This is a genomic window from Streptomyces sp. NPDC015532 (assembly GCF_043078065.1).
Lineage (GTDB): Bacteria > Actinomycetota > Actinomycetes > Streptomycetales > Streptomycetaceae > Streptomyces.
Window position 1 is genome coordinate 435433 of the sequence record NZ_JBIBSY010000003.1, and the last position, 25707, is coordinate 461139.

A 25707-nucleotide genomic window follows, 5' to 3' on the forward strand; every position below is an offset into this window, starting at 1 on the left:
CGTGTCCCTCATCGTCCCAAACGCGCTGGTGACGCGTCGCGCGGGCTTCCCCCGACGGCCCCCACGGTGTCCTTGTGCCCCGGAAGCCTCAGGGAGAGCAGGGCTCCCGCCGCGGAGAACAGCGCCAGCGCCGTCAGCGGGGGGCCGATGGCGGCGCCGGGACTGAGCGACATCAGCGTGGCCGCCACCGCGATCCCCAGCGTGGGCCCGATGTTCATCGCCGTCTGCTGCAGCCCGCCCGCCACACCGGCCGACGCCGCTGGGGCGTGCCTGACGGTGACCGCCGTCGCCGTCACCATCACCGTGACGAAACCGGCGCCCAGCAGCAGGAAGCCGCAGGCGACGGGCAGGGCGGTGGACGTCGGTCCGAGCCGGCCCAGGAGCAGGACACCGAGCGTGAGGACGAGCGTCCCGGCCACGGCTGTCCGCCGCGGGCCGAGCCTGCGCATGAGGACGGCGGCGAGGGGAGCCCCGAGCACCATCATCACTCCGGCGGGCAGTGCCCGCAGGCCGGTCTCCTGCGGATCGAGACCCTGGGTGCGCTGGAGGAAGTAGCTGGCGGCGAACAGGGTGCCGAGCATCGCGGCGGACACGGCCACCAGGATGCCGAGCGCCGCGCCGATGGTCGCCGAGCCGAGGATCTCGGACGGCACCAAGGGGTTGGCGGCCCGGCGCTGCCGGTGTACGAACGCGGTGCCGGCGGCGGCCACCAGGGCCGCTCCGGCCACCGTCGCCGCCGTCCAGCCGGTGTCGGGTACGGCGACCAGGGTGTGCACCAGGGCGGCCAGGGCGACGGTGAGCAGACAGGCTCCCGGCACGTCGAGGCCGTCGGCCGCCGGCGGGCGGACCGTTCTCCTCGCCGGGCCGTCGGGCGCCCGGACGAAGAGCGCGGCCGCGCCCATCGCCAGCGCGGGCGGCACATTGAGGAAGAAGACGGACCGCCATCCGAAGTGGCCGACCAGCGCGCCGCCGAGCAGCGGACCCGTGGCCGCGGCGATCCCGATGGCGCTCGCCCGCAGCGCGATGGGCGTCCCGAGCCGGTCGGGCGGGTACGCGGCGCGCAGCATGCCGAGCGTGGCCGGTTGCAGCAGCGCGCCGAAGACACCCTGGGCGACCCGCAGCGCGATCACCCAGCCGATTCCCGGCGCGAGACCGACTCCGGCCGACGCCGCCCCGAAGCCCAGGATGCCGAGGGCGAAGATCCGTTGATGCCCGTAGCGGTCGCCGAGGCGTCCTGAGAACACCAACAGGCCCGCCACCGCGATGAGATACGCGGTGCTCGTCCACTGGACCCGCGCGAACGAGGCGTGCAGGTCGGCCTGGAGCGCGGGCTGTGCGACGGTGAGGACCGTGCCGTCGAGGGCGACGATCACGGCGCCGACGACGCTGCTCGCGAGGGTGATCCGGCGGTGTGCCGCCCCTGGAGGGGGCAGGCGCGCGGCCTTCGTGGGGGTGACGCCGTCGGAGCCGGGGGCGGTCATCGTTCCTCCGGGCCGAGGTGCGCGTCGAGCGCCGCTTTCAGCAGCGGTGCGCAGTCGTCGGCGTCGGTGGTGAGCTGGAGGCTTCCCCAGCCCCACAGTTGGGCGATGCCGTGCAGGTTCGCCCACAGGGCGCCGGCGACGATCCGGGCGTCGGCCTGCGGGCGCACCCGGCCGACGAGCTCCACCAGTGTCCCGAACAGCGGCAGGCTGGTCTCCCGGAGCCCCAGCCGGTTGCTCTCCAGCAGGTCGTGACGGAACATCAGCTCGTACATGCCGCGCTGGGCCAGCGCGAAGTCCAGGTACGTCTTCGCGAGGGCGGTGAGCCGGGCCCGGGGGTCCGTCCCGGCGGCGCCGGCCGTGTGCGCCGCGCGGTGGTGGAGGTCGTCGAAGCCGTGGCGCGCGATGGCGGACAGCAGTTCCACATGGGTCGGGAACCAGCGGCGCGGGGCGCCGTGCGAGACCCCCGCCCGGCGGGCGATCTCCCGCAGGGTCAGCGCCTGCGCGCCTTCCGTCGTCACGAGGTCGACTCCGACGTCGATCAGGCGCGTCCGCAGCCCGGTGGTGGTTTCCCGCTCGCTCATAGACACTGTCTACCAGGTGGGGGTAGACAGCGTCTACGATCCCGGCCGCACGGTGGGGCGATGGGCCGGCGGGGTGACCGGGAGCGGGGAAGGGGGCCGACCCGGAATGACGTACCGGATCCGGAGCGTTCACCTGACATGACTGAGGAAGCGACCAAGAGCGCGACGCCGGACACGGCGCAGGACGCACTGCTGAAGCTGCTCTCCGCGTACAAGGGCGGGGTGCTCGTCACCCTCAAGAAGGACGGCCGGCCCCAGCTGTCGAACGTCAGCCACGTGTACTACCCCGAGGAGGGGGTCATCCGCGTGTCGCTCACCGACGACCGCGCCAAGACCCGCAACCTGCGCAGGGATCCGCGGGCGTCGTACCACGTGACCAGCGCGGACCGGTGGGCGTACACGGTCGTCGAGGGCACGGCCGAGCTGACGCCCGTCGCCCGGGATCCGCACGACGAGACGGTGGAGGAGCTGATCAAGGTCTACCGGGACGTCCTCGGTGAACACCCCGACTGGGACGACTACCGCGCGGCCATGGTCCGCGACGGCCGGCTGGTGCTGCGGTTGCGCGTGGAGCGGGCGTACGGGATTCCCTCACGCTGACACCCGCTGTCCCGGAGCGCGGGTACCCGCGGTGTGAGCACGCCCGAGTCCCCGAGCGGTCCTGCGCGTCGGGGACTCGGGCGGTCCGGATCAGGCGTCCGGACCCGGCGTGCGGACCGGGCGTCCGGGTCGGGCGATCACGGTCTCGCGGTGTGTCGTGTCGTCCGCGGCGCGCAGGCCGAGCCGCTCGGTCGGCACCTCGTGGGTCTCGCGGGCGGTGAGCACGGCGATCACCGGCGGTACGCACAGCGCCGCGGTGAACAGCGCGACCGAGGACCAGTCGTCGCCGTGGGGACCGGCGATCCGCGCGGCGAAGGTGACGGCGAACCCGGCCACGGCGAAGCCGATCTGGGTGCCGACGGCCGTGCCGGAGAGCCGGACGCGCGTGGAGAACATCTCTCCGTAGAAGGAGGGCCAGACACCGTTGGCGGCGCTGTAGACGACGCCGAAGGCGAGGATGCCGAAGAGCAGGACCAGGGGGTAGGAGCCGGTGGAGATGGCCCACAGGTAGGCGAACATCAAGGCCGCGCTGCCCGCGGCGCCGATCAGGTACACCGGGCGGCGGCCGATGCGGTCGGAGAGCACGGCCCAGGCGGGGATCGCGCCGAGGGCGACCAGGTTGGCCAGCGCGCCGACCCACAGCATCTGTGTCCGTGAGAGGCCGACCGCGTCACTGGTGCCGTAGGCCAGCGCCCACACCGTGAAGATCGTGCTGACCGAGGCGATGAGCGCGCCCGCGACCACGCGCAGCACGTCCGCCCAGTGGTCGCGGAAGAGCACGGCGAGGGGCAGTTCGACGACGCCCTCGGTCTCCGCCTGCCGGGTGAAGGCCGGAGTCTCCTGGAGGGTGCGGCGGATGACGTAGCCGACCAGGGCGACGGCGACGCTCGCCCAGAAGGGCACACGCCAGCCCCAGGAGAGCAGTTGGTCCTCGGGCATCGTGGCGACCGCCAGGAAGACCAGGGTAGCGATGAGCTGGCCGCCCTGGGTGCCGCTGAGGGTGAAGCTGGTGAAGAAGCCGCGCCGCTCCGGCGGTGCGTGCTCCAGCGTCATCGAGTTGGCTCCGGCCTGCTCGCCGGCCGCGGAGATGCCCTGAAGGACGCGGCACAGGACGAGCAGGACCGGGGCGATGCCGCCGACCTGGTCGCGGGTCGGCAGACAACCGATGAGGAACGTCGACAGACCCATGAGGATCAGGGTGAAGACCATGATCTTCTTGCGGCCCAGCCGGTCGCCGAAGTGGCCGAGGAACAGCGCGCCGACGGGGCGGGCCGCGTAGGCGACGCCGAAGGTGGCGAGCGACAGGAGGGTCGCGGTGGCCGGGTCGGACTCGTCGAAGAAGACCTTCGGGAAGATGAGGGCCGCGGCGCTGCCGTAGATGAAGAAGTCGTAGTACTCCAGGGCGCTGCCGATCCAGGCGGCCATGGCGGCCTTCGTGGGCTGGCCGGGTGGCGCGTCGAGCGGGACGGCGGGTTCGGACACGGCTTGCTCCTTCGGGTGACTCCGGGGACGGGAGTACGGCGGGGCGCGGGGCCGGTGCCGTGACCCCGAGGGCGGGCCGCGGCACCACAGCCGTACCAAGTAGAGGCCGGACGGCGGTGCGACGGTGGCCGGCTGTGACCCCGCAACTAATTAACCCACTGGATAGTTAGTAGCGGATGGCTACGGATGCTGCGCCCAGGTCACCCGGGTGTCAAGGGGTCGCGCCGAAGGATGTTCCCGTGCTCAGTCGGCCGCGCGGTCCGCGGTCAGATAGGCGATGACCATGTCGCCGAGCATCGCGCGATAGTGCTCCCGCTGGTCGGGGGCTGTCAGGTCGCGGCCGAACAGGGCGCCGAACGTATGCCGGTTGGAGACGCGGAAGAAACAGAAGGCGCTGATCATCGCGTGCAGGTCCACGGCGTCGACGTCGGCGGTGAACAGGCCCGACTTCCTCCCGGTCGCCAGGATCCGGCGGATCACGTCGAGCGCGGGGGAGCCGATCCTGCCCAGCGCCTCGGAGTCCGCGATGTGTTCGGCCTCGTGGATGTTCTCGATGCTCACCAGGCGGATGAAGTCGGGGTGCGCCTCGTGATGGTCGAAGGTCAGCTCGGCGAGCCGGCGGATGGCCGCGACCGGGTCCAGGTGCTCGACGTCCAGCTCCTGTTCGGCCTGCCGGATCACCGTGTAGGCCCGCTCCAGCACCGCCGTGAAGAGCTGCTCCTTGCCGCCGAAGTAGTAGTAGATCATCCGCTTCGTGGTGCTGGTGCGGGCGGCGATCTCGTCGACCCGGGCGCCCGCGAAACCGGCACGGGAGAACTCCTGGGTCGCCACGTCGAGAATCTCGGCCTTGGTGCGGGCGGCGTCGCGGATGCGCCCGCCAGGTCGTGCCGGTTCTTCGACGCTGGTCATCGGGTTCCTTCGGGCGAGACGGTCGGTGTCCGCGATTCTAGAAGCAGGGCGGGTCCGTGGGAGATCGCGAGGGCGTCCTCGCGTGCCTTGCCCGGGGCGGCCCTTCCCTTCGGGGAGGCGGCTTGATATGACTAACGAACCAGTTCGTACATTAGTGACGGCCGATCGGTCACCGCTCGCCCGCCGACCCCACGCCTCCGGAGGCCCGCCGTGTCCCAGACCTCGTACCTCGTCGGCCTCATCGGCTCCGGAATCGGCCCCTCCCTCAGCCCCGCCCTGCACCAGCGGGAGGCCGACCGGCAGGGGCTGCGCTGTCTGTACCGGCTGATCGACATCGACACCCTCGGCGTTCCGCCGGGAGCCGTAGGCGATCTCGTACGGGCCGCACGCGACGTCGGCTTCGACGGGCTGAACATCACCCACCCCTGCAAACAGCTCGTCATCCCGCATCTCGACGATCTCGCCCCGCAGGCCGCCGCACTCGGCGCGGTCAACACCGTCGTCTTCGAGGACGGCCGCGCCACGGGACACAACACGGACGTCACCGGCTTCGCGGCCTCCTTCGCGCGCGGACTGCCCGACGTCCCGCTGGAACGGATCGTCCAGCTCGGCGCGGGCGGCGCGGGGGCGGCTGTCGCCCACGCCGTGCTCACCCTGGGCGCGGGACATGTCACCGTCGTCGACGCCCTGCCCGACCGCGCCGCCTCCCTCGCCGCCGCGCTGAACGGCCACTTCGGCGAGGGCCGGGCCGCCGGGGCGGTACCGGACACACTCGCGCCCCTGCTCGCCGGCGCCGACGGCGTCGTGCACGCCACCCCCACCGGCATGGCCGCGCACCCGGGACTCCCCTTCCCCGCCGCGCTCCTGCGCCCCGGACTGTGGGTGGCCGAAGTGGTCTACCGGCCGCTGGAGACCGGACTGCTGCGCACCGCCCGCGCGGCCGGCTGCGCCACGCTCGACGGCGGCGGAATGGCCGCCTTCCAGGCCGCGGACGCCTTCCGGCTGTTCACGGGGCGCGAGCCCGACACGGCACGGATGCTCGCGGACATCGCCGAGCTGGCCGGCGCCGCGGGCGCCCGGAGCTGAGGGCGTCGCGCGGCGGATACCCGAGACGGACAGACCGAAGGAGCATCGCCATGCGTACGTCCATCGCCACCGTGTCCCTCAGCGGCTCCCTGACCGAGAAGCTCACGGCCGCCGCCCGGGCGGGCTTCGACGGAGTGGAGATCTTCGAGAACGACCTGCTCGCCAGCCCCCTCACCCCCGAGGAGATCCGGGCCCGCACCGCCGACCTCGGCCTGCGCATCGAGCTCTACCAGCCGATGCGCGACATCGAGGCCGTCCCGGAGGAGGAGTTCACCCGCTCCCTGCGGCGGGCGCGCCACAAGTTCGCGCTCATGCGCCGCCTCGGTGCCGACACCGTGCTGGTGTGCTCCAGCGTCTCGCCGCACGCCGTGGACGACGACGCGCTCGCGGCGGAGCAACTGCGCCGACTGGCCGTCCTCGCCGAGGACTTCGGCGTCAAGGTCGCGTACGAGGCGCTCGCCTGGGGACGGCACGTGAGCACGTACGACCACGCCTGGAGCATCGTCGAGGCGGCCGGACACCCCGCTCTCGGCACCTGCCTGGACAGCTTCCACATCCTGGCCCGGGGATCGGACCCCAAGGGGATCGAGGACATCCCCGGGGACAAGATCTTCTTCCTGCAACTGGCCGACGCCCCGCTGATGGCGATGGACGTGCTCCAGTGGAGCCGTCACTACCGCTGCTTTCCCGGTCAGGGCGGCTTCGACCTCGCGGGACTGCTCGCCCACGTCCTGCGCGCCGGTTACCGCGGGCCCCTGTCCCTGGAGGTCTTCAACGACGTCTTCCGGCAGGCCGAGGCCGGTCCGACCGCCGTCGACGCCCGCCGTTCCCTCCTCGTCCTCCAGGAGACGGTCAGGCCGCTGCTGCGCGAGGCGGCCGGGCTCGCGGCACCGCCCGCTCCCGTCGTGCCGACCGGCGTCGCCTTCGCCGAACTCGTCACACCCGACGTCGTCCCCCTCGCCACGCTCCTCGGCGCCCTCGGCTTCGCCCGTACGTCCCGGCACCGCAGCAAGCCCGTCGACCTCTGGGAACAGGGCGAGGCCCGCGTCCTCGTCAACACCGGACCGGCCGTCCGGCAGGGCGGCACCGCTCTCGCCGCGATCGGCCTGGAGTCGCCCGACCCCGCCGCCGCGGCCCGGCGCGCCGAATCCCTCCTCGCTCCCGTCCTGCCGCGCCGCCGCGCCCTGGAGGACGCGCCCCTCGACGCGGTCGCCGCGCCCGACGGCACCGAACTCTTCTTCTGCGCCTCTCCCCGGCCCCCGGCGCCACCGGCGGGCGGCGCTTCTCCCGCCCGCGGTGAACTCCCGCTCTGGACGGACGACTTCGAGCCGGTGGAACGGGTGTCCCACGATGAGTCCGTCGAGGGGGCCCCGGGAGCCTCACGCGTGACCCGGATCGACCATCTGGCGCTCACCCAGCCCTGGCACCAGTTCGACGAGGCCGCCCTGTTCCACCGTGCCGTCCTCGGGCTGGGCGCCCAGGAGAGCGTCGACGTGGCCGACCCCTACGGACTGCACCGCAGCCGCGCGGTCACCAACGACGACGGAAGCGTCCGGATCGCCCTCGGCGTCGGCCCGGCGCCCACGGACGACGGCGCCCGCGCGCAGCACATCGCCCTCGCCACCGGCGACGTGACCGAGGCAGCCCGGCGCTTTCGCGCGGCCGGCGGCCGGCTGCTGGAGATACCCGCCAACTACTACGACGATCTGGCCGCCCGGTACGGGCTCGGCGAGGAGGAACTGGCGGTGTACCGCGAGCTCGGCATTCTCTACGACCGCGACGGGGAAGGCGAGTTCCGGCACTGCTACACGCGGACCGTCGGCCGTGTCTTCTTCGAACTCGTCCAGCGGGACGGCGGATACCGGGGGTACGGAGCGCCGAACGCCCCGGTGCGCCTCGCCGCGCAGCGCGCGGCGGGGCGGCCGGGGCGCTGAGCCGAGGGGCCCGGTGGGCAGGGTGTCCTGGAGGTCGAACTCGTGCGGCGGCAGGTCGAGCGTGAAGCACGCCTCGCGCGCGACGGCCTGCTCGGTCTTGTCGAAGTCGCCGTCGGCGCCGCCGATGACGATGCCGATCCGGATGACCGCACGCGCCTCGGCGGGCTTCCTCATCGGCGGTCAAGAGCCCGGTCCGCCCGGGTGGGCGGACCGGAAGACTCTCTTCGGTTTCTACGGCGGCACCGTAGAAGCTAGTGGACCGTGACGGAGGTTCCCGGTTGATTCCAGGCGGCGATCACGGGGTCGCCGTGCTCGGTGGAGAGCCGGCTGACGGTCCCGGTCGAGAGCTGGAACAGCCGTCCCGACTCGGGGGGCAGTCCCAGCCGCCGGGCCGTGAGCACCCGCAGGAAGTGCGCGTGCGCCACCAGCACCACGTCACCCGGGTGGTCGCAGAGCGCGGCGTCCACCCGGGAGAGCACCCGGTCGGCCCGCACGCCCACCTCGCGAGGCGATTCGCCGGGGTGGCCGTCCGGACCGGGCGGCACCCCGTCGTCCCAGAGCACCCAGCCGGGCCGGGCCCGGTGGATGGCGCGGGTGGTGATCCCCTCGTAGCCGCCGTAGTCCCACTCGTGCAGATCCGGGTCGGTCCGCGGGCCGGACAGCCCCGCGAGTTCGGCCGTCCGGACCGCGCGGCCGAGGGGACTGGTCAGGACCTGGGCGAAGGACCGCCCGGCGAAGAGCGGCGCGAGGGACTCGGCCTGCTCCTCGCCGTGCCGGGTGAGCGGAAGGTCGGTCCAGCTGGTGTGCTGTCCCGTCAGCGTCCACTCGGTCTCTCCGTGGCGGACCAGGATGAGATCGCCCATGGCCCGTCCTACTTCGCCGACTCGACGGCGTGGCCGCCGAACTGGTTGCGCAGCGCCGCGATCATCTTCATCTGCGGCGAGTCGTCCTGGCGGGACGCGAAGCGGGCGAAGAGGGACGCCGTGATGGCGGGCAGCGGAACGGCGTTGTCGATGGCCGCCTCGACGGTCCAGCGGCCCTCGCCCGAGTCCTCCGCGTGGCCGCGCAGCTTGTCCAGGTGCTCGTCGCCGTCCAGGGCGTTGACCGCGAGGTCGAGCAGCCAGGAACGGATGACCGTGCCCTCCTGCCAGGAGCGGAACACCTCACGTACGTCGGTGACCGAGTCGACCTTCTCCAGGAGTTCCCAGCCCTCGGCGTAGGCCTGCATCATGGCGTACTCGATGCCGTTGTGGACCATCTTGGAGAAGTGGCCCGCACCCACCTTGCCGGCGTGCACGAAGCCGAAGTCGCCCTCCGGCTTGAGCGCTTCGAAGACCGGCCGCACCTTCTCGATGTTCTCGGCGTCGCCGCCGACCATCAGCGCGTAACCGTTCTCCAGGCCCCACACACCTCCCGAGACGCCGGCGTCGACGAAGCCGATGCCCTTGGCCGCCAGTTCCTGGGCGTGCTTCTCGTCGTCCGTCCAGCGGGAGTTGCCGCCGTCCACGACCGTGTCGCCGTCCTCCAGCAGATCGCCGAGTTCGTCGATGACGGACTGGGTGGGGGCGCCCGCCGGCACCATCACCCAGACCACGCGGGGCCCTTCGAGCTTGCCGACGAGTTCGGCGAGGCTGTGCACGTCGGCGACGTCCGGATTACGGTCGTAGCCGATGACGGTGTGCCCCGCGCGGCGTATCCGCTCGCGCATGTTGCCACCCATCTTGCCGAGACCGATGAGTCCGAGCTGCATATCAGTTCACTTCTTCCGGAGAGTGCGGTAAGCGGCCACCAGGGCGGCCGTGGAGGGGTCGAGACCGGGCACGTCGGCGCCTTCGGTGAGGGCGGGCTCGACGCGCTTGGCGAGCACCTTGCCGAGTTCGACGCCCCACTGGTCGAAGGAGTCGATGTTCCAGATCGCGCCCTGGACGAAGACCTTGTGCTCGTAGAGGGCGATCAACTGGCCGAGGACCGAGGGGGTCAGTTCGGCGGCGAGGATCGTGGTGGTGGGGTGGTTGCCCTCGAACGTCTTGTGCGGCACCAGTTCCTCGGGCACGCCCTCGGCGCGGACCTCGTCCGGGGTCTTGCCGAAGGCCAGCGCCTGCGTCTGCGCGAAGAAGTTCGCCATCAACAGGTCGTGCTGGGCCGCGAGTTCGTCGCTCAGTTCACCGACCGGGTTGACGAAGCCGATGAAGTCGGCGGGGATCAGCTTGGTGCCCTGGTGGATCAACTGGTAGTAGGCGTGCTGGCCGTTGGTGCCGGGGGTGCCCCACACCACCGGTCCCGTCTGCCACTCGACGCGCTGCCCGTCACGGTCCACGGACTTGCCGTTCGACTCCATGTCGAGCTGCTGGAGATAGGCCGTGAACTTCGACAGGTAGTGCGAGTACGGCAGCACGGCGTGCGACTGCGCGTCGTGGAAGTTGCCGTACCAGACGCCCAGCAGGCCCAGCAGCAAAGGCACGTTGGCCTCCGCGGGAGCCGTGCGGAAGTGCTCGTCGACCAGGTGGAACCCGTCGAGCATCTCGCGGAAACGCTCCGGGCCGATCGCGATCATCAGCGACAGACCGATCGCCGAGTCGTAGGAGTAACGCCCGCCGACCCAGTCCCAGAACTCGAACATGTTCGCCGTGTCGATACCGAAGTCCGACACCTTCTCCGCGTTCGTGGACAGCGCCACGAAGTGCTTCGCCACCGCCTTCTCCTCACCGAGCCCGGCGAGCAGCCAGGTGCGTGCGGAGGTGGCGTTGGTGATCGTCTCGATCGTGGTGAACGTCTTCGAGGCGATGACGAACAGCGTCTCGGCCGGGTCCAGGTCCCGCACGGCCTCGTGCAGGTCCGCGCCGTCCACGTTCGACACGAACCGCACGTTCAGCGAGCGGTCGGTGAACGAGCGCAGCACCTCGTAGGCCATCGCCGGGCCGAGGTCGGAGCCGCCGATGCCGATGTTGACGACGTTCCTGATGCGCCGGCCGGTGTGCCCGGTCCACTCGCCCGAGCGGACCCGCCCGGCGAAGTCCGCCATCTTGTCCAGGACCGCGTGCACGGCCGGCACGACGTTCTCCCCGTCGACCTCGACCACCGCGTCCCGCGGCGCCCGCAGCGCCGTGTGCAGCACCGCCCGGTCCTCGGTCACGTTGATCTTCTCGCCCCGGAACATCGCGTCCCGCAGCCCGAACACGTCCGTGGCCACGGCGAGTTCCTGGAGCAGGGCCAGGGTCTCGTCGGTGATCAGGTGCTTGGAGTAGTCGACGCGCAGATCGCCGACCTGGGCGACAAAGCGCTCGCCGCGCGCGGGGTCGGCGGCGAACAGGTCACGCAGCCGCGGGTGCAGCAGCGTGGTCGCGCGGTGGTCCTCCAGCGCCACCCACTCCGGACGCCGGGTGGGCTTGGGGTAGTCAGACACGAGGGCTCTCCTTGGGGGCCTCGCCGCGCAGGGCGATGGCGTACATCTCGTCCGCGTCGAGGCGGCGCAGTTCCTCGGCGATCAGCTCGGAGGTGGAGCGCACCTTCAGCGCGAGGGTGCGGGAGGGCTGACCGGGCAGGGTCAGGGTGGCGAGCGGGCCTTCGGGGCGGTCGATCACGATCTCGCCGTTCTCGGTGCCCAGCCGGACGGCGGTCACCACCGGGCCCGCGGTGACGACCCGCTCGGTCGTGACCTTCAGGCGGGCCTCCAGCCAGCGGGCGAGCAGTTCGGCGCTCGGGTTCTGCGCCTCGCTCTCGACGGTCGCCGAGATCACCTTCGTGCGGGCCTGGTCGAGGGCCGCCGCCAGCATGGAGCGCCACGGCGTGAGCCGGGTCCACGCCAGGTCGGTGTCGCCCGGCGCGTACGAGGCGGCGCGGGCGTCCAGCGCCTGCAACGGTGTCTCGACGGCGTACATGTCGGTGATCCTGCGCTGGGCGAGGGCGCCCAGCGGGTCCTTGACCGGGTTGTCGGGCGCGTCCACCGGCCACCAGACCACGACGGGGGCGTCCGGCAGCAGCAGCGGCAGGACGACCGAGTCGGCGTGGTCGGAGACGTCGCCGTACGTCCGCAGGACGACCGTCTCGCCGGTGCCCGCGTCGGAGCCGACGCGTACCTCGGCGTCCAGACGGGAGTTGGTGCGGTCGCGCGGGGTGCGGGCGACGCGCTTGATGACGACCAGGGTGCGCGAGGGGTGCTCGCGGGAGGCCTCCTCGGCCGCCTTGATCGAGTCGTACGCGTTCTCCTCGTCGGTGACGATGACCATCGTCAGGACCATGCCCACGGCGGGGGTGCCGATGGCACGGCGCCCCCGTACGAGTGCCTTGTTGATCTTGCTTGCCGTGGTGTCGGTCAGGTCGATCTTCATGGCCTGCGCCAGCTCCGTCCGTCTCGTGCGAGCATCTCGTCGGCTTCCTCTGGACCCCAGCTGCCCGAGGGGTACTGCGCGGGTGTGCCGTGGCTCTCCCAGTACCCCTCGATCGGGTCGAGGATCTTCCAGGACTCTTCCACCTCCTGGTGACGGGGGAAGAGATTGGCGTCGCCGAGCAGGACATCCAGGATCAGCCGTTCGTACGCCTCCGGGCTGGACTCGGTGAACGACTCGCCGTACGCGAAGTCCATGGTGACGTCCCGGATCTCCATCGACGTACCCGGCACCTTCGATCCGAAGCGCACGGTCATGCCCTCGTCGGGCTGGACGCGGATGACGATCGCGTTGGCGCCGAGTTCCTCTGTGGCCGTGGAGTCGAACGGGGAGTGCGGGGCGCGCTGGAAGACCACCGCGATCTCCGTGACCCGCCGGCCGAGGCGCTTGCCGGTCCTGAGGTAGAACGGGACGCCCGCCCAACGGCGGTTGTCCACCTGGAGCTTGACGGCCGCGTAGGTGTCGGTCGTCGACCCGGGGTCGATACCGTCCTCCTGGAGGTAGCCGCGCACCCTCTCGCCGCCCTGCCAGCTCGCCGCGTACTGGCCGCGCACGGTGTGCTCGCCCAGGTTCTGAGGCAGCTTCACGGCCCGGAGGACCTTGAGCTTCTCTGCGAGCAGCGACTGGGCGTCGAAGGAGGCGGGTTCCTCCATGGCGGTGAGCGCCATGAGCTGGAGCAGGTGGTTCTGGATCACGTCCCGGGCGGAGCCGATGCCGTCGTAGTAGCCGGCCCGGCCCCCGATGCCGATGTCCTCGGCCATCGTGATCTGGACGTGGTCGACGTACGACCGGTTCCAGACGGGCTCGTACATCTGGTTGGCGAAGCGGAGCGCCAGGATGTTCTGGACGGTCTCCTTGCCGAGGTAGTGGTCGATCCGGAACACCTGGTCCGGGTCGAACACCTCGTGCACGATCCTGTTCAGCTCGCGGGCGCTCGCCAGGTCGTGGCCGAACGGCTTCTCGATGACCGCGCGCCGCCAGGACCCCTCGGGAGGGCTCGCCAGCCCGTGCTTCTTGAGCTGCTGGACCACCTTCGGGAAGAACTTCGGCGGTACGGAGAGGTAGAACGCGTAGTTGCCGCTGGTGCCCCGGGAGGAGTCCAGCTCGTCGACGGCCGAGCGCAGCTGCTTGAACGCCGTGTCGTCGTCGAAGTCGCCGGGGATGAACCGCATGCCCTCGGCGAGCTGCTGCCAGACCTCCTCGCGGAACTCGGTCCGCGCGTGCTCGCGCACCGAGTCGTGCACCACCTGCGCGAAGTCCTGGTCCTCCCACTCACGGCGGGCGAAGCCGAGGAGCGAGAAGCCCGGCGGCAGCAGACCCCGGTTGGCGAGGTCGTACACGGCCGGCATCAGCTTCTTGCGGGACAGGTCGCCGGTGACGCCGAAGATGACCAGACCGGAGGGGCCCGCGATCCGGGGGAGCCGGCGGTCGCGCGGGTCGCGCAGCGGGTTGTCCCAGTCGGCCGCCGGGACACCGAGCGCCCCGGCGAGAGCACCGGCCGCCGGGACACCCAGGGCCTCGGCGAGGGCCTCGGGCGTCAGGCCGTCCTGTTCCACGGCCGTGTCACCGGGTCCCTGCGGCGCGGTGGCCGCATCCTGCGGCTCGCTGTCGGAATGCGCCTCACCCCTGGTCATTCCCCTTCAACTCCCTTGCCCCGCAGGGAGGCCGCCACCGCGTCGAGGAGGTCCTCCCAGGCCGCCTCGAACTTCGCGACGCCCTCGTCCTCCAGCTGCCCGACGACCTCGTCGTAGGAGATGCCGAGCGCCTCGACCGCGGCGAGGTCGGCGCGGGCCCGGTCGTAGCCGCCGGTCACCGTGTCGCCGTGGATGTCACCGTGGTCGGCGGTGGCGTTCAGCGTCCCCTCCGGCATGGTGTTGACCGTGCCCGGCGCCACCAGCTCGTCGACGTACAGGGTGTCCTTGTACGCGGGGTCCTTGACACCGGTCGAGGCCCACAGCGGACGCTGCCTCTGCGCGCCGGAGGCGGCGAGCGCCGTCCAGCGGGCGTCGCCCTCCGCCGAGTTGCCGGCGGAGCCGAACACCGCTTCGTACGCCTCGTAGGCCAGACGGGCGTTGGCGAGGGCCGCCCTGCCCCTGAGCGCGAGGGCGTCGTCCGTGCCGTTCTTCGCGAGCCGCTTGTCGATCTCGTTGTCGACGCGGGAGACGAAGAAGGAGGCGACGGAGTGGATTCCGGCGAGGTCGATGCCCGCGGCCCGCGCCCGCTCCAGGCCGGCCAGATAGGCGTCCACGACCTCGCGGTAGCGCTCCAGCGAGAAGATCAGCGTGACGTTGACGCTGATGCCGAGGCCGATGACCTCGGTGATCGCCGGGAGACCGGCCTTCGTCGCCGGGATCTTGATCATCACGTTCGGACGGTCGACCAGCCAGGAGAGCTGGCGGGCCTCGGCGACGGTCGCGGCGGTGTTGTGCGCCAGCCGCGGGTCGACCTCGATGGAGACCCGGCCGTCACGGCCCTCGGTCGCCTCGAACACCGGGCGCAGGATGTCCGCGGCGGCGCGGACGTCGGCGGTCGTCATCATGCGGACGGCCTCGTCGACCGTCACCCCGCGTACGGCGAGGTCGGCGAGCTGCTGCTCGTACCCCTCGCCGGAGCCGATGGCCGCCTGGAAGATGGACGGGTTGGTGGTCACGCCCACCACGTGCCGCGTGGCGACGAGTTCGGCCAGGTTGCCGGACTCGATGCGCTTGCGGGAGAGGTCGTCGAGCCAGATGGAGACGCCCTCGCCGGAGAGGAGTTCAAGAGGTGCCGCGGGCGCGGTCGTTTCGGTCACAGTGATCATCTTCCTTCGTGCGAACGGATCAACCGCGCAGGGCGGCAATGGATTCCCGCGCGGCGGCGGCGACGTTCTCGGCGGTGAAGCCGAACTCGGCGAACAGCGTCCCGGCGTCGGCCGAGGCGCCGAAGTGCTCCAGCGAGACAATGCGTCCGGCGTCCCCGACGTACCGGTACCAGGTCAGACCGATCCCGGCCTCGACCGCCACGCGGGCCTTCACGGACGGCGGAAGGACGCGGGCCCGGTACTCGGGGGACTGCTCCTCGAACCACTCGACGGACGGCATCGACACCACCCGGGTGCCGACCCCCTCGGCCTCCAGCAGCTCGCGCGCCGCGACGGCGAGCCGCACCTCGGAGCCGGTCGCGACGATGATGAGGTCCGGGGTCTCGGTGGAGGCGTCCACAAGGACGTAACCGCCGCGCGCCGCGTCGGGGTTGGCCGGGTAGGTCGGCACACCCTGACGGGTGAGCGCCAGACCGTGTGGTGCCGGGTTCGTGGCGTGCCGCTTGAGGATCTCGGCCCAGGCGATCGCGGTCTCGTTGGCGTCGGCGGGGCGGACGATGTTGAGGCCGGGGATGGCGCGCAGCGAGGCGAGGTGCTCGACCGGCTGGTGGGTGGGGCCGTCCTCGCCGAGGCCGATCGAATCGTGCGTCCACACGTACGTCACCGGGAGCTGCATCAGCGCGGACAGCCGGACGGCGTTGCGCATGTAGTCGGAGAACACCAGGAAGGTGCCGCCGTAGATGCGCGTGTTGCCGTGCAGCGCGATGCCGTTCATCTCCGCGGCCATGGAGTGCTCGCGGATGCCGAAGTGGATCGTGCGGCCGTACGGGTCCGCCTCCGGCAGCGGGTTGCCCTCCGGCAGGAACGAGGAGGTCTTGTCGATGGTGGTGTTGTTCGAGCCGGCCAGGTCGGCGGAGCCGCCCCACAGTTCAGGCAGCACGGAACCGAGCGCCTGGAGGACCGTGCCGGAGGCGGCGCGGGTGGCGACGGACGTGCCCTCCTCGAACACCGGCAGCGCGCTCTCCCAGCCCTCGGGAAGCTGTCCGGCGACGATCCGGTCGAAGAGCTTCGCGTTCTCGGGCCGCTCGGTGCGCCACACGCCGATCCGCTTGTCCCAGGCGGCGTGCGCCTCGGCGCCCCGGTCCAGGGCCTGGCGGGCGTGGGCCAGCACGTCGGCGTCCACCTGGAAGGACTGGTCCGGGTCGAAGCCCAGGATCCGCTTGGTGGCGGCGATCTCCTCGGCGCCCAGCGCCGAGCCGTGCGAGGCCTCGGTGTTCCGTGCGTTCGGGGCGGGCCAGGCGATGACCGTGCGCATCGCGATGATCGACGGGCGCCCGGTCTCGGCCTGCGCGGCCCTCAGCGCCGCGTACAGGGCCTGCACGTCGATGTCGCCGTCGGGGGCGGGCTCGATGCGCTGCACATGCCAGCCGTACGACTCGTAGCGCTTCGGCACGTCCTCGGAGAAGGCGGTCGCGGTGTCGCCCTCGATGGAGATGTGGTTGTCGTCGTAGAGGAAGACGAGGTTGCCGAGCTTCTGGTGGCCGGCGAGCGAGGAGGCCTCCGCCGAGATGCCCTCCTCCAGGTCGCCGTCGGAGACGATCGCCCAGATGGTGTGGTCGAACGGGGACTCGCCCCCGGGGGCCTGCGGGTCGAACAGGCCGCGCTCGTAGCGGGCCGCCATCGCCATGCCCACCGCGTTGGCGGCACCCTGGCCGAGCGGACCGGTCGTGGTCTCCACGCCCGCGGTGTGTCCGTACTCGGGGTGGCCGGGCGTCTTGGACCCGTGGGTGCGGAACGCCTTCAGATCATCGAGGCCGAGTTCATAACCTGACAGGAAGAGCTGTGTGTAGAGGGTCAGCGAGGTGTGGCCGGGGGACAGGACGAAGCGGTCGCGGCCGGTCCACTCCGGGTCGGCCGGGTCGTGACGCATCACCTTCTGAAAGAGCGTGTACGCCGCCGGGGCCAGGCTCATCGCGGTTCCGGGGTGCCCGTTGCCGACCTTCTGCACGGCGTCGGCGGCCAGAAGGCGGGCGGTGTCGACGGCTCGGCGGTCGAGCTCGGTCCAGGTGAAGCTGTCGGAGCTCTGCGTACTCATCTTCAAGAAGTCCTTACAGAATGGGCTGGAACGCGGTCTGTGTGTTCAAACCTAAAAGTCAGACTTTTGCTGGGGAAGGTGCCCGTGTGTCAGCCTTCGGTGAAAGTGGGACACGTGGAGCCGTGGCGAGCCGACGCGAGAAGGACATGAACGACAGAACCACCCAAGGCGGCACCGGCGGTGCGGGCGGCCAGGACGGGATCAGGACCTTCCCCTTTCCGGCCGATCTGAGCCTGTCCGGCGTGGGCATGCAGGTCGGCGCGATGGGGGCCGGGCGTACCTGGCACGCGGACGCCCCGCTGGAACGCGTGCACCGCATCGACTTCCACGTCGTGATGCTCTTCCACGAGGGACCGGTACGGCACATGATCGACTTCGCGGAGTACGAGGCCCGCGCGGGCGACGTCCTGTGGATCAGGCCCGGCCAGGTGCACCGCTTCTCCAGCACCGACCCCTACCGCGGCACCGTCCTGACCATGCAGCCCGGGTTCCTGCCCCGCGCGACCGTCGAGGCGACCGGCCTCTACCGCTACGACCTGCCCCCGCTGCTGCGCCCCGACGCCGCCCGGCTGGCCGCACTCGAACACGCGCTGACCCAGCTGGAGCGCGAGTACGTCGACACGACCACGCTGCCGCTCAGCCTGCACACCGCGGTGCTGCGGCACTCGCTCACCGCGTTCCTGCTGCGGCTCGCCCACCTCGCGGCGAGTTCCGCCGAGGCCGCCCACGAGCACACGGACACCACGTTCACCCGATTCCGGGACGCGGTCGAGAAGGACTTCGCCGTCAACCACAGCGTCAGCGCCTACGCCGACGCCCTCGGGTACTCGCGCCGGACCCTGGTGCGCGCGGTGCGGGCCGCCACCGGCGAGACGCCCAAGGGGTTCATCGACAAGCGGGTCGTCCTGGAGGCCAAGCGGCTCCTCGCCCACACGGACATGCCGATCGGGCGCATCGGGGCCGCCGTCGGATTTCCCGACGCGGCCAACTTCTCGAAGTTCTTCCATCAGCACACCGGGGCGACCCCGGTGGTCTTCCGGACCGAACTGCGCTGAGCGGGACGGACCCTGGTGGGTCCGCCCCGCTCGTGGTGCCGTTCTACGGGTGACTACCCGTCAGTCCGCCTGTCCGTCCACCCGGTCAGTGACCGAAGTCGAACCAGTTGACATTCACGAAGTCCGCGGGCTGGCCGCTGCTGAAGGTCAGATAGACGTCATGGGTTCCGGTCACGGAGCCCATGTTCGCGGGTACGGTCCTCCAGGACTGCCAGCCGCCGGTGTTGGCCAGCGCGAAGCTGGCGACCGGTGTGCTCGTACGGCTGTCGAGGCGCACCTCGATCAGGCCGCTGACCCCGCCCGCCGCGCCGCTCGCGACCCGGCCGTAGAACTGGGTGGCCGCCGAGGAGCCGAAGTTGACGCCCTTGTAGACCGCGTAGTCGCCGTTCGCGATCGTGCCGATGTCCTGGCCGCCGCCGGTGTCCGTGGTGGTCTCGCTGACGACACCGCTCTGGCTGTCGTAGGACTCGGCCTGGATGGCGCTGTAGGCGTCACGGTTGCCGGTGGGCGGCGGAGTGGTGCCACCGCCGCCGCCGGCCGCCTGGAGCACCTGGACGTAGTCGACCACGAGCGGGTGACCGGGCTCCGTGCCGCCGTCGGGGCCGCCGCCGAAGGCGCCGGGGAAGCCGCCGCCCATCGCGACGTTCAGGATGATGAAGTAGCCGTGGTTGGTGGCGTTCGCCCAGGTGGTCGCGTCGACCTGGTTCGCCTTCACCGTGTGGAAGTTGACGCCGTCGAGGTAGAAGCGGACCTCCTCGGGGCTCGTCGACCTGTCCCACTCCATCGCGTAGGTGTGGAAACCGGCCTGGCAGGTCGTCCCGGTACAGGGCGTGTTGTTGCCGATGCCGCTGGTCTCGTTGCACGGGCCGCCCGGGCTGGTGCCGCAGTGCATCGTGGCCCACTCGGTGTTGAGGCCCTGGACGTTCTCCATGATGTCCAGTTCGCCGACGCCCGGCCAGTTCTGGTAGTTGCCGCGGTAGGGCGCGCCCAGCGCCCAGAAGGCGGGCCAGTAGCCCTTGGCGGCGGCGCCGGTCACGTTCGGCATCTGCAGTCGTGACTCGATGCGCAGCTTGCCCCCGGCGGGGGGCTGGAAGTCGGTGCGCTTGGTCTCGATACGGCCCGAGGTCCAGTTGCCCGAGGCGTCGCGGCGCGGGGTGATCAGCAGGTTGCCACTGCCGTCCAGGGCGACGTTGCTGGTGCTGGAGGTCATCGTCTCGACCTCGCCGGTACCGAAGTTGGCCGGCCCGCCGGGGTAGCTGGTGCCCGTCGTGTACTGCCAGTTCGTCGTGTTGACGCCGCTCCCGGCGGACCCGGTGAAGTCGTCGACGAAGACCTGGGACCAGCCGGTGGGGGGTGTGGGGGCGGACGCGTTGGCGGGGAGGGTGGCCGCGGTCGCGGCCGCCGCCGCCAGGCTCAGCGTGCCGAGCACGGCGATGAGCACGCGCCGGACGGAGCCGCGTCTGGGTGTGCCGGAAGTTTCACTCATGGGTGCCTCTTCGCGTACGGAGTGTGGGGTGCGCGGGTGGGGGGAGCGCTCCCATGGCTGCTTGAGAGCGCTCTCAAAAAAGCTGCGCGGCCAATGTGCTCTCTGTCACTCCGGTCGTCAAGAGGTGAAGCCGAGAAAGTCCTTTCGCCGTACGGGAGTTCACGCCGTGAAGGAAGGCAGAAGGCCCGATGGGCGTGCCCCGAGGGGCAGTTGAAGTCCGTCCATCGGGTGCGGCCCTCAAAGAGCGCTGCCGGCCTTCCAGTCGGCCCAGGACAGGTTCCAGCCGTTCAGGCCGTTCGACGGTTCGACGGTCCGCTCACCGGAGTTCTCGACGACCACCACGTCGCCGAGCATCGAGCTCTCGTAGAACCGGTACCCGGGCACGGAGCTGTCGTTCGCGCCCTTCGTGTCATGGAGGCCGACACAGCCGTGGCTGGTGTTGCTGCCGCCGAAGACCGAGGCCGCGGCCCAGTAGTTGCCGTGGATGAAGGTGCCCGAGGTGGTCAGGCGCTGGGCGTGCGGCACGTCCGCGATGTCGTACTCGTCGCCGAGCCCGACCGTCGAGGACTCCATCCGGGTCTCCTTGAACCGCTCGCTGATCACCATGATCCCGGACCACGTGGTGTGGTCCGCGGCGCCGCCGCTGACCGGGTAGCCGGCGAGAGCGACCCCGTCCCGCTCGACCGTCATCGTCTTCTTGGCGAGGTCGACGGTGCTCACCTGGCGGCGGCCTATGTGGAAGGTGACGTCCTTGGACTGGACTCCGTAGACGCCGTCCGTGCCCTCGACGTCCCTCAGGCGCAGGCTCAGCGTGATCTTCGTGCCGGCCGCCCAGTATCGCGCCGGACGGAAGTCGAGACGGGTGTTCCCGAACCAGTGACCGACCACCTCGACCGCGGGCTCCGCCGTCACCGTGATGGCCTTTTCCACGGCGGCACGGTCCTTCACCGCCTGGGTGAAGTTGATCGACACGGGCATGCCGACGCCGGACGTCGAATTCGCCTCGGGCGTGAAATAGCCGGCGAACGTCTCGCCCGGGGACCTGGTGACGAACGTCGCGGTGTGCTCCGCGGCACCCTCCGCTTTCGCCGTGACCGTGTATTTGGTGCCCGAGTACGGATTCCCGGCCGAGGTCCAGCGCGTACGGCCGTCGTCGAAGGATCCGGCCAGAGTGGAACCGTCGTTGCCGGACACCTCGACCGACGACAGCGTGCCGTCCGCCACGGAGACCACGACCGGAGCGGTGAAGTCGGCCCTCTTCGTGCCGTCGGCCGGGGAGACGGTGACCGTCGGCGTCTTCACCTGCGCCTTCGCCGTCGCCCCGGCCCCGGCGGCCCCGGTGGGCGTCGCGTCCTTCCCCTCGGTGGCGCCCGCCGGACCGCCGCACCCGCTCAGCGCGAGGGCCGGTACCGCGGCACCCAGGGCCGCCAGAATTCCGCGCCGTGACCAGGCCGGACGTCCCGGACTCCGGCGCACCCGGCCCGGGTCCCGCGGTGCGGACTCGGGCCGGTTCGCTATCTCAGGGACGCCCACGGAACGCCTTTCGTCGGTTCTCTCGCTCACCACCACTGCGGGTGCATCCTGCGTGACTTTCCTGGGTTGATTCTTTGAATCCGGCTGCCCCAGCCTGAGATTCCGGTGAAGACGCGCGGAGGGACGGCCGGATTCCACGGTTGCCGGGCCGCCCCGCATTGTGAACAGAGTATGAAGTGCCCCGCCCGATCCCTGAGTTCTCCATGAGATCCGCTTTCGGGGAGTTCTTCCGGGAGTCCTCTCGGGAGTCCTTGCGTGAGGACTCCGCAGAGTCCTTTCGGGACTCTGCGGACACAGGAGTGAAGGAGAAGCCCCGCTTGCCGGATCCGCGACCACCCACGCCGGAGGCATCCGTGAACCCAGCCCGTGAGCGGCACGCCGTGGCCATCGTCGGAGTAGGCGCCGCCGGCACCCTCACCGCCCTGCAACTGTGCGAGACGGCGACCCGCCGCCGCACCCCGCTCGACCTCTTCCTGGTCGACCCCGTCCCCGAGGCCGGGCGGGGCGGCGCCTACGCCACCACCGATCCCCGGCACCGGCTGAACGTGCCCGCGGGAGGGATGAGCTGCTATCCCGACGACCCCGGCCACTTCACCCGATGGCTGTGCCGGCACGGTGAACCCACCGTCAGGGGAACCGACTTCGCCACCCGCTACCGGTACGGCGCCTATCTCGCCGACACCCTGGCCCGGGCGATCGTGCACGCCCACGGCACGGTCGCCGTGCACCGGCTGCGGACCAGGGCCGAAGCCTGCGCCCCCGCCCCGGACGGGGGCCTGGAACTCCGGCTCGCCGACGGGCACCGCCTGGCGGCCGACAGCGTGGTCCTCGCCACCGGACCGGCCGCCACGACGGGGGCCTGGGCCCCGCCCCGGCTCCGTGCCTCCGAACGGTTCATCGGCTCACCGTGGGCGCCCGGCGCCCTCGACGGACCGCTCGCCGACCCGGCCGGCCGCGCGCCGGAGGGTGCGAGCGACGACGTCCTGCTCGTGGGCACCGGCCTCACGGCGGTCGACCTCGCGCTGAGCCTCGACCGGCCCGGACGCACCGTGCACGCCCTCTCCCGGACCGGTCTGCTGCCCCAGCCGCACGCGCTGAGCCCCGCACCGGCGATGGCCGCGCCCGAAGGTCTCGACGCGCCGGACCTGCGCACGCTGCGCCGGGCCGTCTACCGCCACATCGGCCGGGCCGTGCGCGCCCACGGCGACTGGCGCCCCGCGCTCGACAGCCTGCGCCCGCACACCGCGCGCCTGTGGCGCAGCCTCACACCCGAGGAACGCGCAGCCTTCCTGCGGAGCGAGGGCGCGCTCTGGAACACCCACCGGCACCGGATGGCACCGGCGACGGCCGAGTCGCTGGACCGCGCCCGCACGGCCCGGCGCCTGCGCGTGCACACCGGCGGGATCGCCGACGCCGTCCCCCGGCCGGACGGCTCCGAGCTGCTCACCCTCTCCGACGGGCGGCGCCTCACGGCTGGTTGGGTGATCGACTGCACCGGACCGGGGCCGCGCTCCGAAGACCCCCTGTGGCGCTCGCTGTTCGACACGGGTGCCGCCGTCCCCGGCCCGCTCGGCCTGGGCGTCGCGACCCGCGACGGCCGGCTCCTCGACGCCGGAGGCAGGGCCGGGTTCGCCGTGTTCACCCTCGGCGCCCCGCGCCGCGGTGAACTGTGGGAGACCACCGCGATCCCCGAGATCCGTGTCCAGGCCGCGGAGTTGGCCGAGCAGGTGCTCGCGCCACTGGCTCCCCGCCGCCGCCCCGCCCGCCGTCGGCCTCTCGACGCGCACGGGCTCCCGCTGTCCACCCACGCCGAGGCGGCCGCCGCCCACCGCACCGGCCTCGAACGGGTCCTCAAGGTCAGGGCAGGCGCCGAGGACGCCTTCGCGCGCGCCGTCGCCCTCGACCCCGGCTTCGCGCTCGGGCACGCGGCCCTCGCCCTGCTCGGCCATGAGTGCGGCGCCGACGTCGACGTACCGCGGGCCCTGGCCGACGCGCGGCGCTGCGCACGGGAACGGGCCGACGCGCGGGAACGCTCCTTCGTCGACGTGGTGACCCACCGCGTGCGCGGCGACAGCCCGGACACCGGAGCGCGCGCCCTGCTCGGGCACCTGGCCGCCTACCCCGCCGACGCGCTGGCGCTCGCCGCGGCCGTGCCCACCATCGCCTTCTCCGGCATCAACGACCTCGACAGCGGCTACGCGTTGAGCCTGGTCGAGCGCGCCTCGCCCGCCTACGACGGCCACTGGTTCCCCGCCTCGCTCCTCGCCTTCCTGCGCCAGGGCCAGGGCCGCTACGAGGAGGCCGCCGAGCTGGCCGGACGCGCGCTGGCCGCCGAGCCCGCCTCCGGACACGCCGTGCACGCGCTCGCCCACGTCCACTACGAGTCAGGGGCCCACGAGAGCGGCCGCGACTGGCTGGACGCCTGGCTGTCCGGGCACGGACGGGGCGCCGTCCACCGGGCCCACTTCTCCTGGCACATCGCCCTGCACGAACTGGCCCTGGACGACCCCGCCGCCGTCCGCAGACGCTGGTTCGCCCAGCTCGCGCCCGGGCGGGTGACCGGGGTGCGCGCCCTGGTCGACTCGGGGTCGCTGCTGTGGCGGGCCCGGCTCAGCGACAGCTGGCGGGGGCGGGTGCCGGTGGCGGACGTGCTCGACAGCGTCGCCCGCGACATCGTGGAGCGGCCCGCGACCGCCTTCACCGCGCTGCACGCCGCCGTCGCGCTCACCGCCGCCGGTGATCTCGCGGCCCTGCACCGGCTGCGCGACCACGCCGCCGGCGCCGATCCGGTGCAGCGCGAGGTCGTCGTCCCCCTGTGCGAGGCCCTCGCCGCCCTCGTCGAGGAGCGCTTCAACGAAGCCGCCCGGGGGCTGGGCGCCCTGCTGCCGGTTCTCTGCCGGGTCGGCGGCAGCGCGGCCCAACGCGAGGTCGTCGAGGAGACACTGCTGTACGCCCTGGTCGCGGCGGGCCGCTCCGAGGCCGCCCGGCGCCTCCTGGACAGCCGCCTCGACCGGGGTCACGCACCCCGGGACCGGCGGATGCTGGCGGCCTTGTCCGACTGAGCCCGCGGCGCGGGACGGCCTCGCGGGCCCGCCGGAGCACCCTCGTGCGCCGCCGGCCGCCGAAGCGGAGCCGTGCGCTGTCGGCTCGGGCCCGCCGGTCCCCGAAGCGTGCCCGGTGCGCCTCAGCGCTCGGCGCGGCGGTCGCGATGGGGTATCCGGCGGACCGGGCGTGGTCACGCCGCGTCAGGTTCCCGGCTCGGCTCGGGGTGCCGGACGCCAGCCGAGGGCCCGGGAGACTCCGCGGGCCGCCACGCGTACCGCCGGGACCAACGCCGGTACCCGGGCCTCGGCCCAGGGCACGACGAGCGACACGGCCGCGACGACCGGGCCGTCCGGACCGCGCACCGGAGCGGCCACCGACAGGGCGTCCTCGGTCACCTGACGGCTGCTCACCGCCACTCCCGTGCGCCGGACTTCGGACAGGGCGCGGCGCAGACGGGCCGGGTCGGTGATCGTGTACGGGGTGTACGCGGCCAACGGCCCCGCGCAGTAGGTGTCCTGGAAGGCGCCCTGCGTGTACGCCAGCAGCGCGAGCCCCACGCCCGTCGCGTGCAGCGGCCAGCGGGCGCCCACCTGGATGCGTACCCCTACCGAGGAACGGCCCGAGATCCACTCGGTGTAGACGACCTCGGCACCGTCCCGGACCGCCAACTGCACGTTCTCGTGCGTCGCTTCGTACAGGTCCTCCAGATACGGCAGGGCGACCTGGCGCAGCGGGAGCCCGCGCGGGGCGAGCGCCGCGAGCTCCCACAGGCGCAGGCCCACGTGGTAGAGGCCGTCCCTGTCCCGTTCCAGCGCGCCCCACTCGGTGAGCGCGGCCACCAGCCGGTGGGCGGTGGTGAGGCTGAGGCCGGCTCGGCGGCTGATCTCCGTCAGGGACAGCGCGGGGTGCCCGTGGTCGAACGCGGCGAGCACGGCGAGGAGGCGGCCGGAGGCGGACAGGGCGGCGTGCTCTCGACCTGCCATGGACCGGCTCCCTGCGGCCTGACCCCGGACGGGGCGGTTCGGGCGTGGGGACCCACCATCCCGTACGGGCCGGACGGCGACAATCGTCGAGGCCGGCCGGGGTGACGCGTGGCGTAGGTCCCCGGGGCGGGAACTCGACGTGGTGGTGACGGACCGGCCCGGGCGCGCGATGGCACGCTGCTCCCTGGAAGACATGGGTGAAACAGGTGGTCGTGGCATGCTCCGTCGCCGCGCGGCCTGGGTCACCGCGAA

Annotated in this window: 19 protein-coding genes and 1 pseudogene; 5 read left to right on the plus strand and 15 right to left on the minus strand. The window is 72.0% G+C overall.

Translation table 11 applies throughout. From position 1 onward, the window contains the following. Nucleotides 1-8: 8 nt before the first annotated feature. Nucleotides 9-1481, minus strand: a complete 1473-nt coding sequence (locus tag ACF07B_RS13165) for an MFS transporter (protein WP_392179009.1) — start codon at nt 1479-1481, stop codon at nt 9-11. Next, on the minus strand, nt 1478-2062 hold the full coding sequence (locus ACF07B_RS13170) for a TetR/AcrR family transcriptional regulator (protein WP_392179010.1): 585 nt from the start codon (nt 2060-2062) through the stop codon (nt 1478-1480). The genes ACF07B_RS13165 and ACF07B_RS13170 overlap by 4 nt, the downstream gene beginning before the upstream one ends. 138 nt (nt 2063-2200) lie before the next feature. Between ACF07B_RS13170 and ACF07B_RS13175 the strand changes: the two genes are divergently transcribed. Continuing rightward, complete coding sequence (locus ACF07B_RS13175) at nt 2201-2662, plus strand: PPOX class F420-dependent oxidoreductase (protein ID WP_392179011.1); 462 nt, start codon at nt 2201-2203, stop codon at nt 2660-2662. 90 nt (nt 2663-2752) lie between these two features. Here ACF07B_RS13175 and ACF07B_RS13180 read toward each other — a convergent pair whose 3' ends face one another. Both ACF07B_RS13180 and ACF07B_RS13185 read right to left on the minus strand, forming a co-directional pair. Beyond that, a complete protein-coding gene (locus ACF07B_RS13180) occupies nt 2753-4144 on the minus strand; it encodes an MFS transporter (protein ID WP_392179012.1) in 1392 nt (463 codons plus the stop codon). 243 nt (nt 4145-4387) lie between these two features. Further along, nucleotides 4388-5053 carry a TetR family transcriptional regulator gene (locus ACF07B_RS13185; RefSeq protein ID WP_369485481.1) on the minus strand — a complete coding sequence of 222 codons (666 nt, stop codon included), beginning with the start codon at nt 5051-5053 and terminating at the stop codon, nt 4388-4390. A gap of 210 nt (nt 5054-5263) precedes the next feature. Here ACF07B_RS13185 and ACF07B_RS13190 point away from each other — a divergent pair, with 210 nt between their 5' ends. Together ACF07B_RS13190 and ACF07B_RS13195 are read left to right on the plus strand one after the other, a co-directional pair. Then, on the plus strand, nt 5264-6139 hold the full coding sequence (locus ACF07B_RS13190; protein WP_392179013.1) for a shikimate dehydrogenase: 876 nt from the start codon (nt 5264-5266) through the stop codon (nt 6137-6139). A gap of 50 nt (nt 6140-6189) precedes the next feature. Then, the gene (locus ACF07B_RS13195; protein WP_392179014.1) at nt 6190-8073 is read left to right on the plus strand and encodes a bifunctional sugar phosphate isomerase/epimerase/4-hydroxyphenylpyruvate dioxygenase family protein; all 1884 of its coding nucleotides are present in this window, start codon (nt 6190-6192) and stop codon (nt 8071-8073) included. 30 nt (nt 8074-8103) lie between these two features. Here ACF07B_RS13195 and ACF07B_RS13200 read toward each other — a convergent pair. From ACF07B_RS13200 to tkt, 8 genes and pseudogenes are all read right to left on the minus strand, one after another. After that, nucleotides 8104-8244: pseudogene (locus ACF07B_RS13200) on the minus strand (TerB family tellurite resistance protein); the annotation flags it as partial. 80 nt (nt 8245-8324) lie between these two features. Beyond that, complete coding sequence (locus ACF07B_RS13205; RefSeq protein ID WP_392179015.1) at nt 8325-8936, minus strand: histidine phosphatase family protein; 612 nt, start codon at nt 8934-8936, stop codon at nt 8325-8327. A gap of 8 nt (nt 8937-8944) precedes the next feature. Beyond that, the gene (gene gnd, locus ACF07B_RS13210; protein ID WP_369485485.1) at nt 8945-9823 is read right to left on the minus strand and encodes a phosphogluconate dehydrogenase (NAD(+)-dependent, decarboxylating); all 879 of its coding nucleotides are present in this window, start codon (nt 9821-9823) and stop codon (nt 8945-8947) included. Nucleotides 9824-9829: 6 nt separating this feature from the next. Then, nucleotides 9830-11476: a glucose-6-phosphate isomerase gene (gene pgi / locus ACF07B_RS13215; protein ID WP_392179016.1), complete on the minus strand. Its 1647-nt coding sequence runs from the start codon at nt 11474-11476 to the stop codon at nt 9830-9832. Next, nucleotides 11469-12401 carry a glucose-6-phosphate dehydrogenase assembly protein OpcA gene (opcA, locus tag ACF07B_RS13220; RefSeq protein ID WP_362403670.1) on the minus strand — a complete coding sequence of 311 codons (933 nt, stop codon included), beginning with the start codon at nt 12399-12401 and terminating at the stop codon, nt 11469-11471. The genes pgi and opcA overlap by 8 nt, the downstream gene beginning before the upstream one ends. Next, a complete protein-coding gene (zwf, locus tag ACF07B_RS13225; RefSeq protein WP_392179017.1) occupies nt 12398-14092 on the minus strand; it encodes a glucose-6-phosphate dehydrogenase in 1695 nt (564 codons plus the stop codon). Before zwf ends, opcA begins: the two co-directional genes overlap by 4 nt. Further along, a complete protein-coding gene (tal, locus tag ACF07B_RS13230; protein WP_392179018.1) occupies nt 14089-15258 on the minus strand; it encodes a transaldolase in 1170 nt (389 codons plus the stop codon). The genes zwf and tal overlap by 4 nt, the downstream gene beginning before the upstream one ends. Before the next feature lie 19 nt (nt 15259-15277). Next, nucleotides 15278-17353, minus strand: a complete 2076-nt coding sequence (gene tkt / locus ACF07B_RS13235; protein WP_392179019.1) for a transketolase — start codon at nt 17351-17353, stop codon at nt 15278-15280. Between the two features lie 146 nt (nt 17354-17499). Between tkt and ACF07B_RS13240 the strand changes: the two genes are divergently transcribed. After that, nucleotides 17500-18408, plus strand: coding sequence for an AraC family transcriptional regulator (locus ACF07B_RS13240; RefSeq protein ID WP_392179020.1), 909 nt, complete (start codon nt 17500-17502; stop codon nt 18406-18408). Between the two features lie 85 nt (nt 18409-18493). On the opposite strand, the gene ACF07B_RS13245 is transcribed toward ACF07B_RS13240, so the two are convergent. Continuing rightward, entirely contained in the window at nt 18494-19894 is a 1401-nt protein-coding gene (locus ACF07B_RS13245; RefSeq protein WP_392179021.1) for a glycoside hydrolase family 16 protein, read from the minus strand. 237 nt (nt 19895-20131) lie between these two features. Further along, nucleotides 20132-21427 (minus strand): Ig-like domain-containing protein, encoded by a 1296-nt coding sequence (locus ACF07B_RS13250; protein ID WP_392179022.1) that lies wholly within the window; start codon nt 21425-21427, stop codon nt 20132-20134. A gap of 353 nt (nt 21428-21780) precedes the next feature. Here ACF07B_RS13250 and ACF07B_RS13255 point away from each other — a divergent pair, with 353 nt between their 5' ends. After that, the gene (locus ACF07B_RS13255; RefSeq protein WP_392179023.1) at nt 21781-24489 is read left to right on the plus strand and encodes an FAD/NAD(P)-binding protein; all 2709 of its coding nucleotides are present in this window, start codon (nt 21781-21783) and stop codon (nt 24487-24489) included. A gap of 183 nt (nt 24490-24672) precedes the next feature. Here ACF07B_RS13255 and ACF07B_RS13260 read toward each other — a convergent pair whose 3' ends face one another. Next, nucleotides 24673-25455 (minus strand): IclR family transcriptional regulator, encoded by a 783-nt coding sequence (locus tag ACF07B_RS13260; protein WP_392179024.1) that lies wholly within the window; start codon nt 25453-25455, stop codon nt 24673-24675. Nucleotides 25456-25707: the final 252 nt, after the last annotated feature.

Bases quoted from the DNA above. Each gene is read 5' to 3' on its own strand.
- tkt (WP_392179019.1), bottom strand. From the start codon at position 17,353: ATGAGTACGCAGAGCTCCGACAGCTTCACCTGGACCGAGCTCGACCGC.
- ACF07B_RS13205 (WP_392179015.1), bottom strand. From the start codon at position 8,936: ATGGGCGATCTCATCCTGGTCCGCCACGGAGAGACCGAGTGGACGCTG.
- ACF07B_RS13195 (WP_392179014.1), top strand. From the start codon at position 6,190: ATGCGTACGTCCATCGCCACCGTGTCCCTCAGCGGCTCCCTGACCGAG.
- opcA (WP_362403670.1), bottom strand. From the start codon at position 12,401: ATGAAGATCGACCTGACCGACACCACGGCAAGCAAGATCAACAAGGCA.
- ACF07B_RS13170 (WP_392179010.1), bottom strand. From the start codon at position 2,062: ATGAGCGAGCGGGAAACCACCACCGGGCTGCGGACGCGCCTGATCGAC.
- zwf (WP_392179017.1), bottom strand. From the start codon at position 14,092: ATGACCAGGGGTGAGGCGCATTCCGACAGCGAGCCGCAGGATGCGGCC.
- ACF07B_RS13175 (WP_392179011.1), top strand. From the start codon at position 2,201: ATGACTGAGGAAGCGACCAAGAGCGCGACGCCGGACACGGCGCAGGAC.
- gnd (WP_369485485.1), bottom strand. From the start codon at position 9,823: ATGCAGCTCGGACTCATCGGTCTCGGCAAGATGGGTGGCAACATGCGC.
- tal (WP_392179018.1), bottom strand. From the start codon at position 15,258: ATGATCACTGTGACCGAAACGACCGCGCCCGCGGCACCTCTTGAACTC.
- ACF07B_RS13185 (WP_369485481.1), bottom strand. From the start codon at position 5,053: ATGACCAGCGTCGAAGAACCGGCACGACCTGGCGGGCGCATCCGCGAC.
- ACF07B_RS13245 (WP_392179021.1), bottom strand. From the start codon at position 19,894: ATGAGTGAAACTTCCGGCACACCCAGACGCGGCTCCGTCCGGCGCGTG.
- ACF07B_RS13165 (WP_392179009.1), bottom strand. From the start codon at position 1,481: ATGACCGCCCCCGGCTCCGACGGCGTCACCCCCACGAAGGCCGCGCGC.
- ACF07B_RS13240 (WP_392179020.1), top strand. From the start codon at position 17,500: ATGAACGACAGAACCACCCAAGGCGGCACCGGCGGTGCGGGCGGCCAG.
- ACF07B_RS13260 (WP_392179024.1), bottom strand. From the start codon at position 25,455: ATGGCAGGTCGAGAGCACGCCGCCCTGTCCGCCTCCGGCCGCCTCCTC.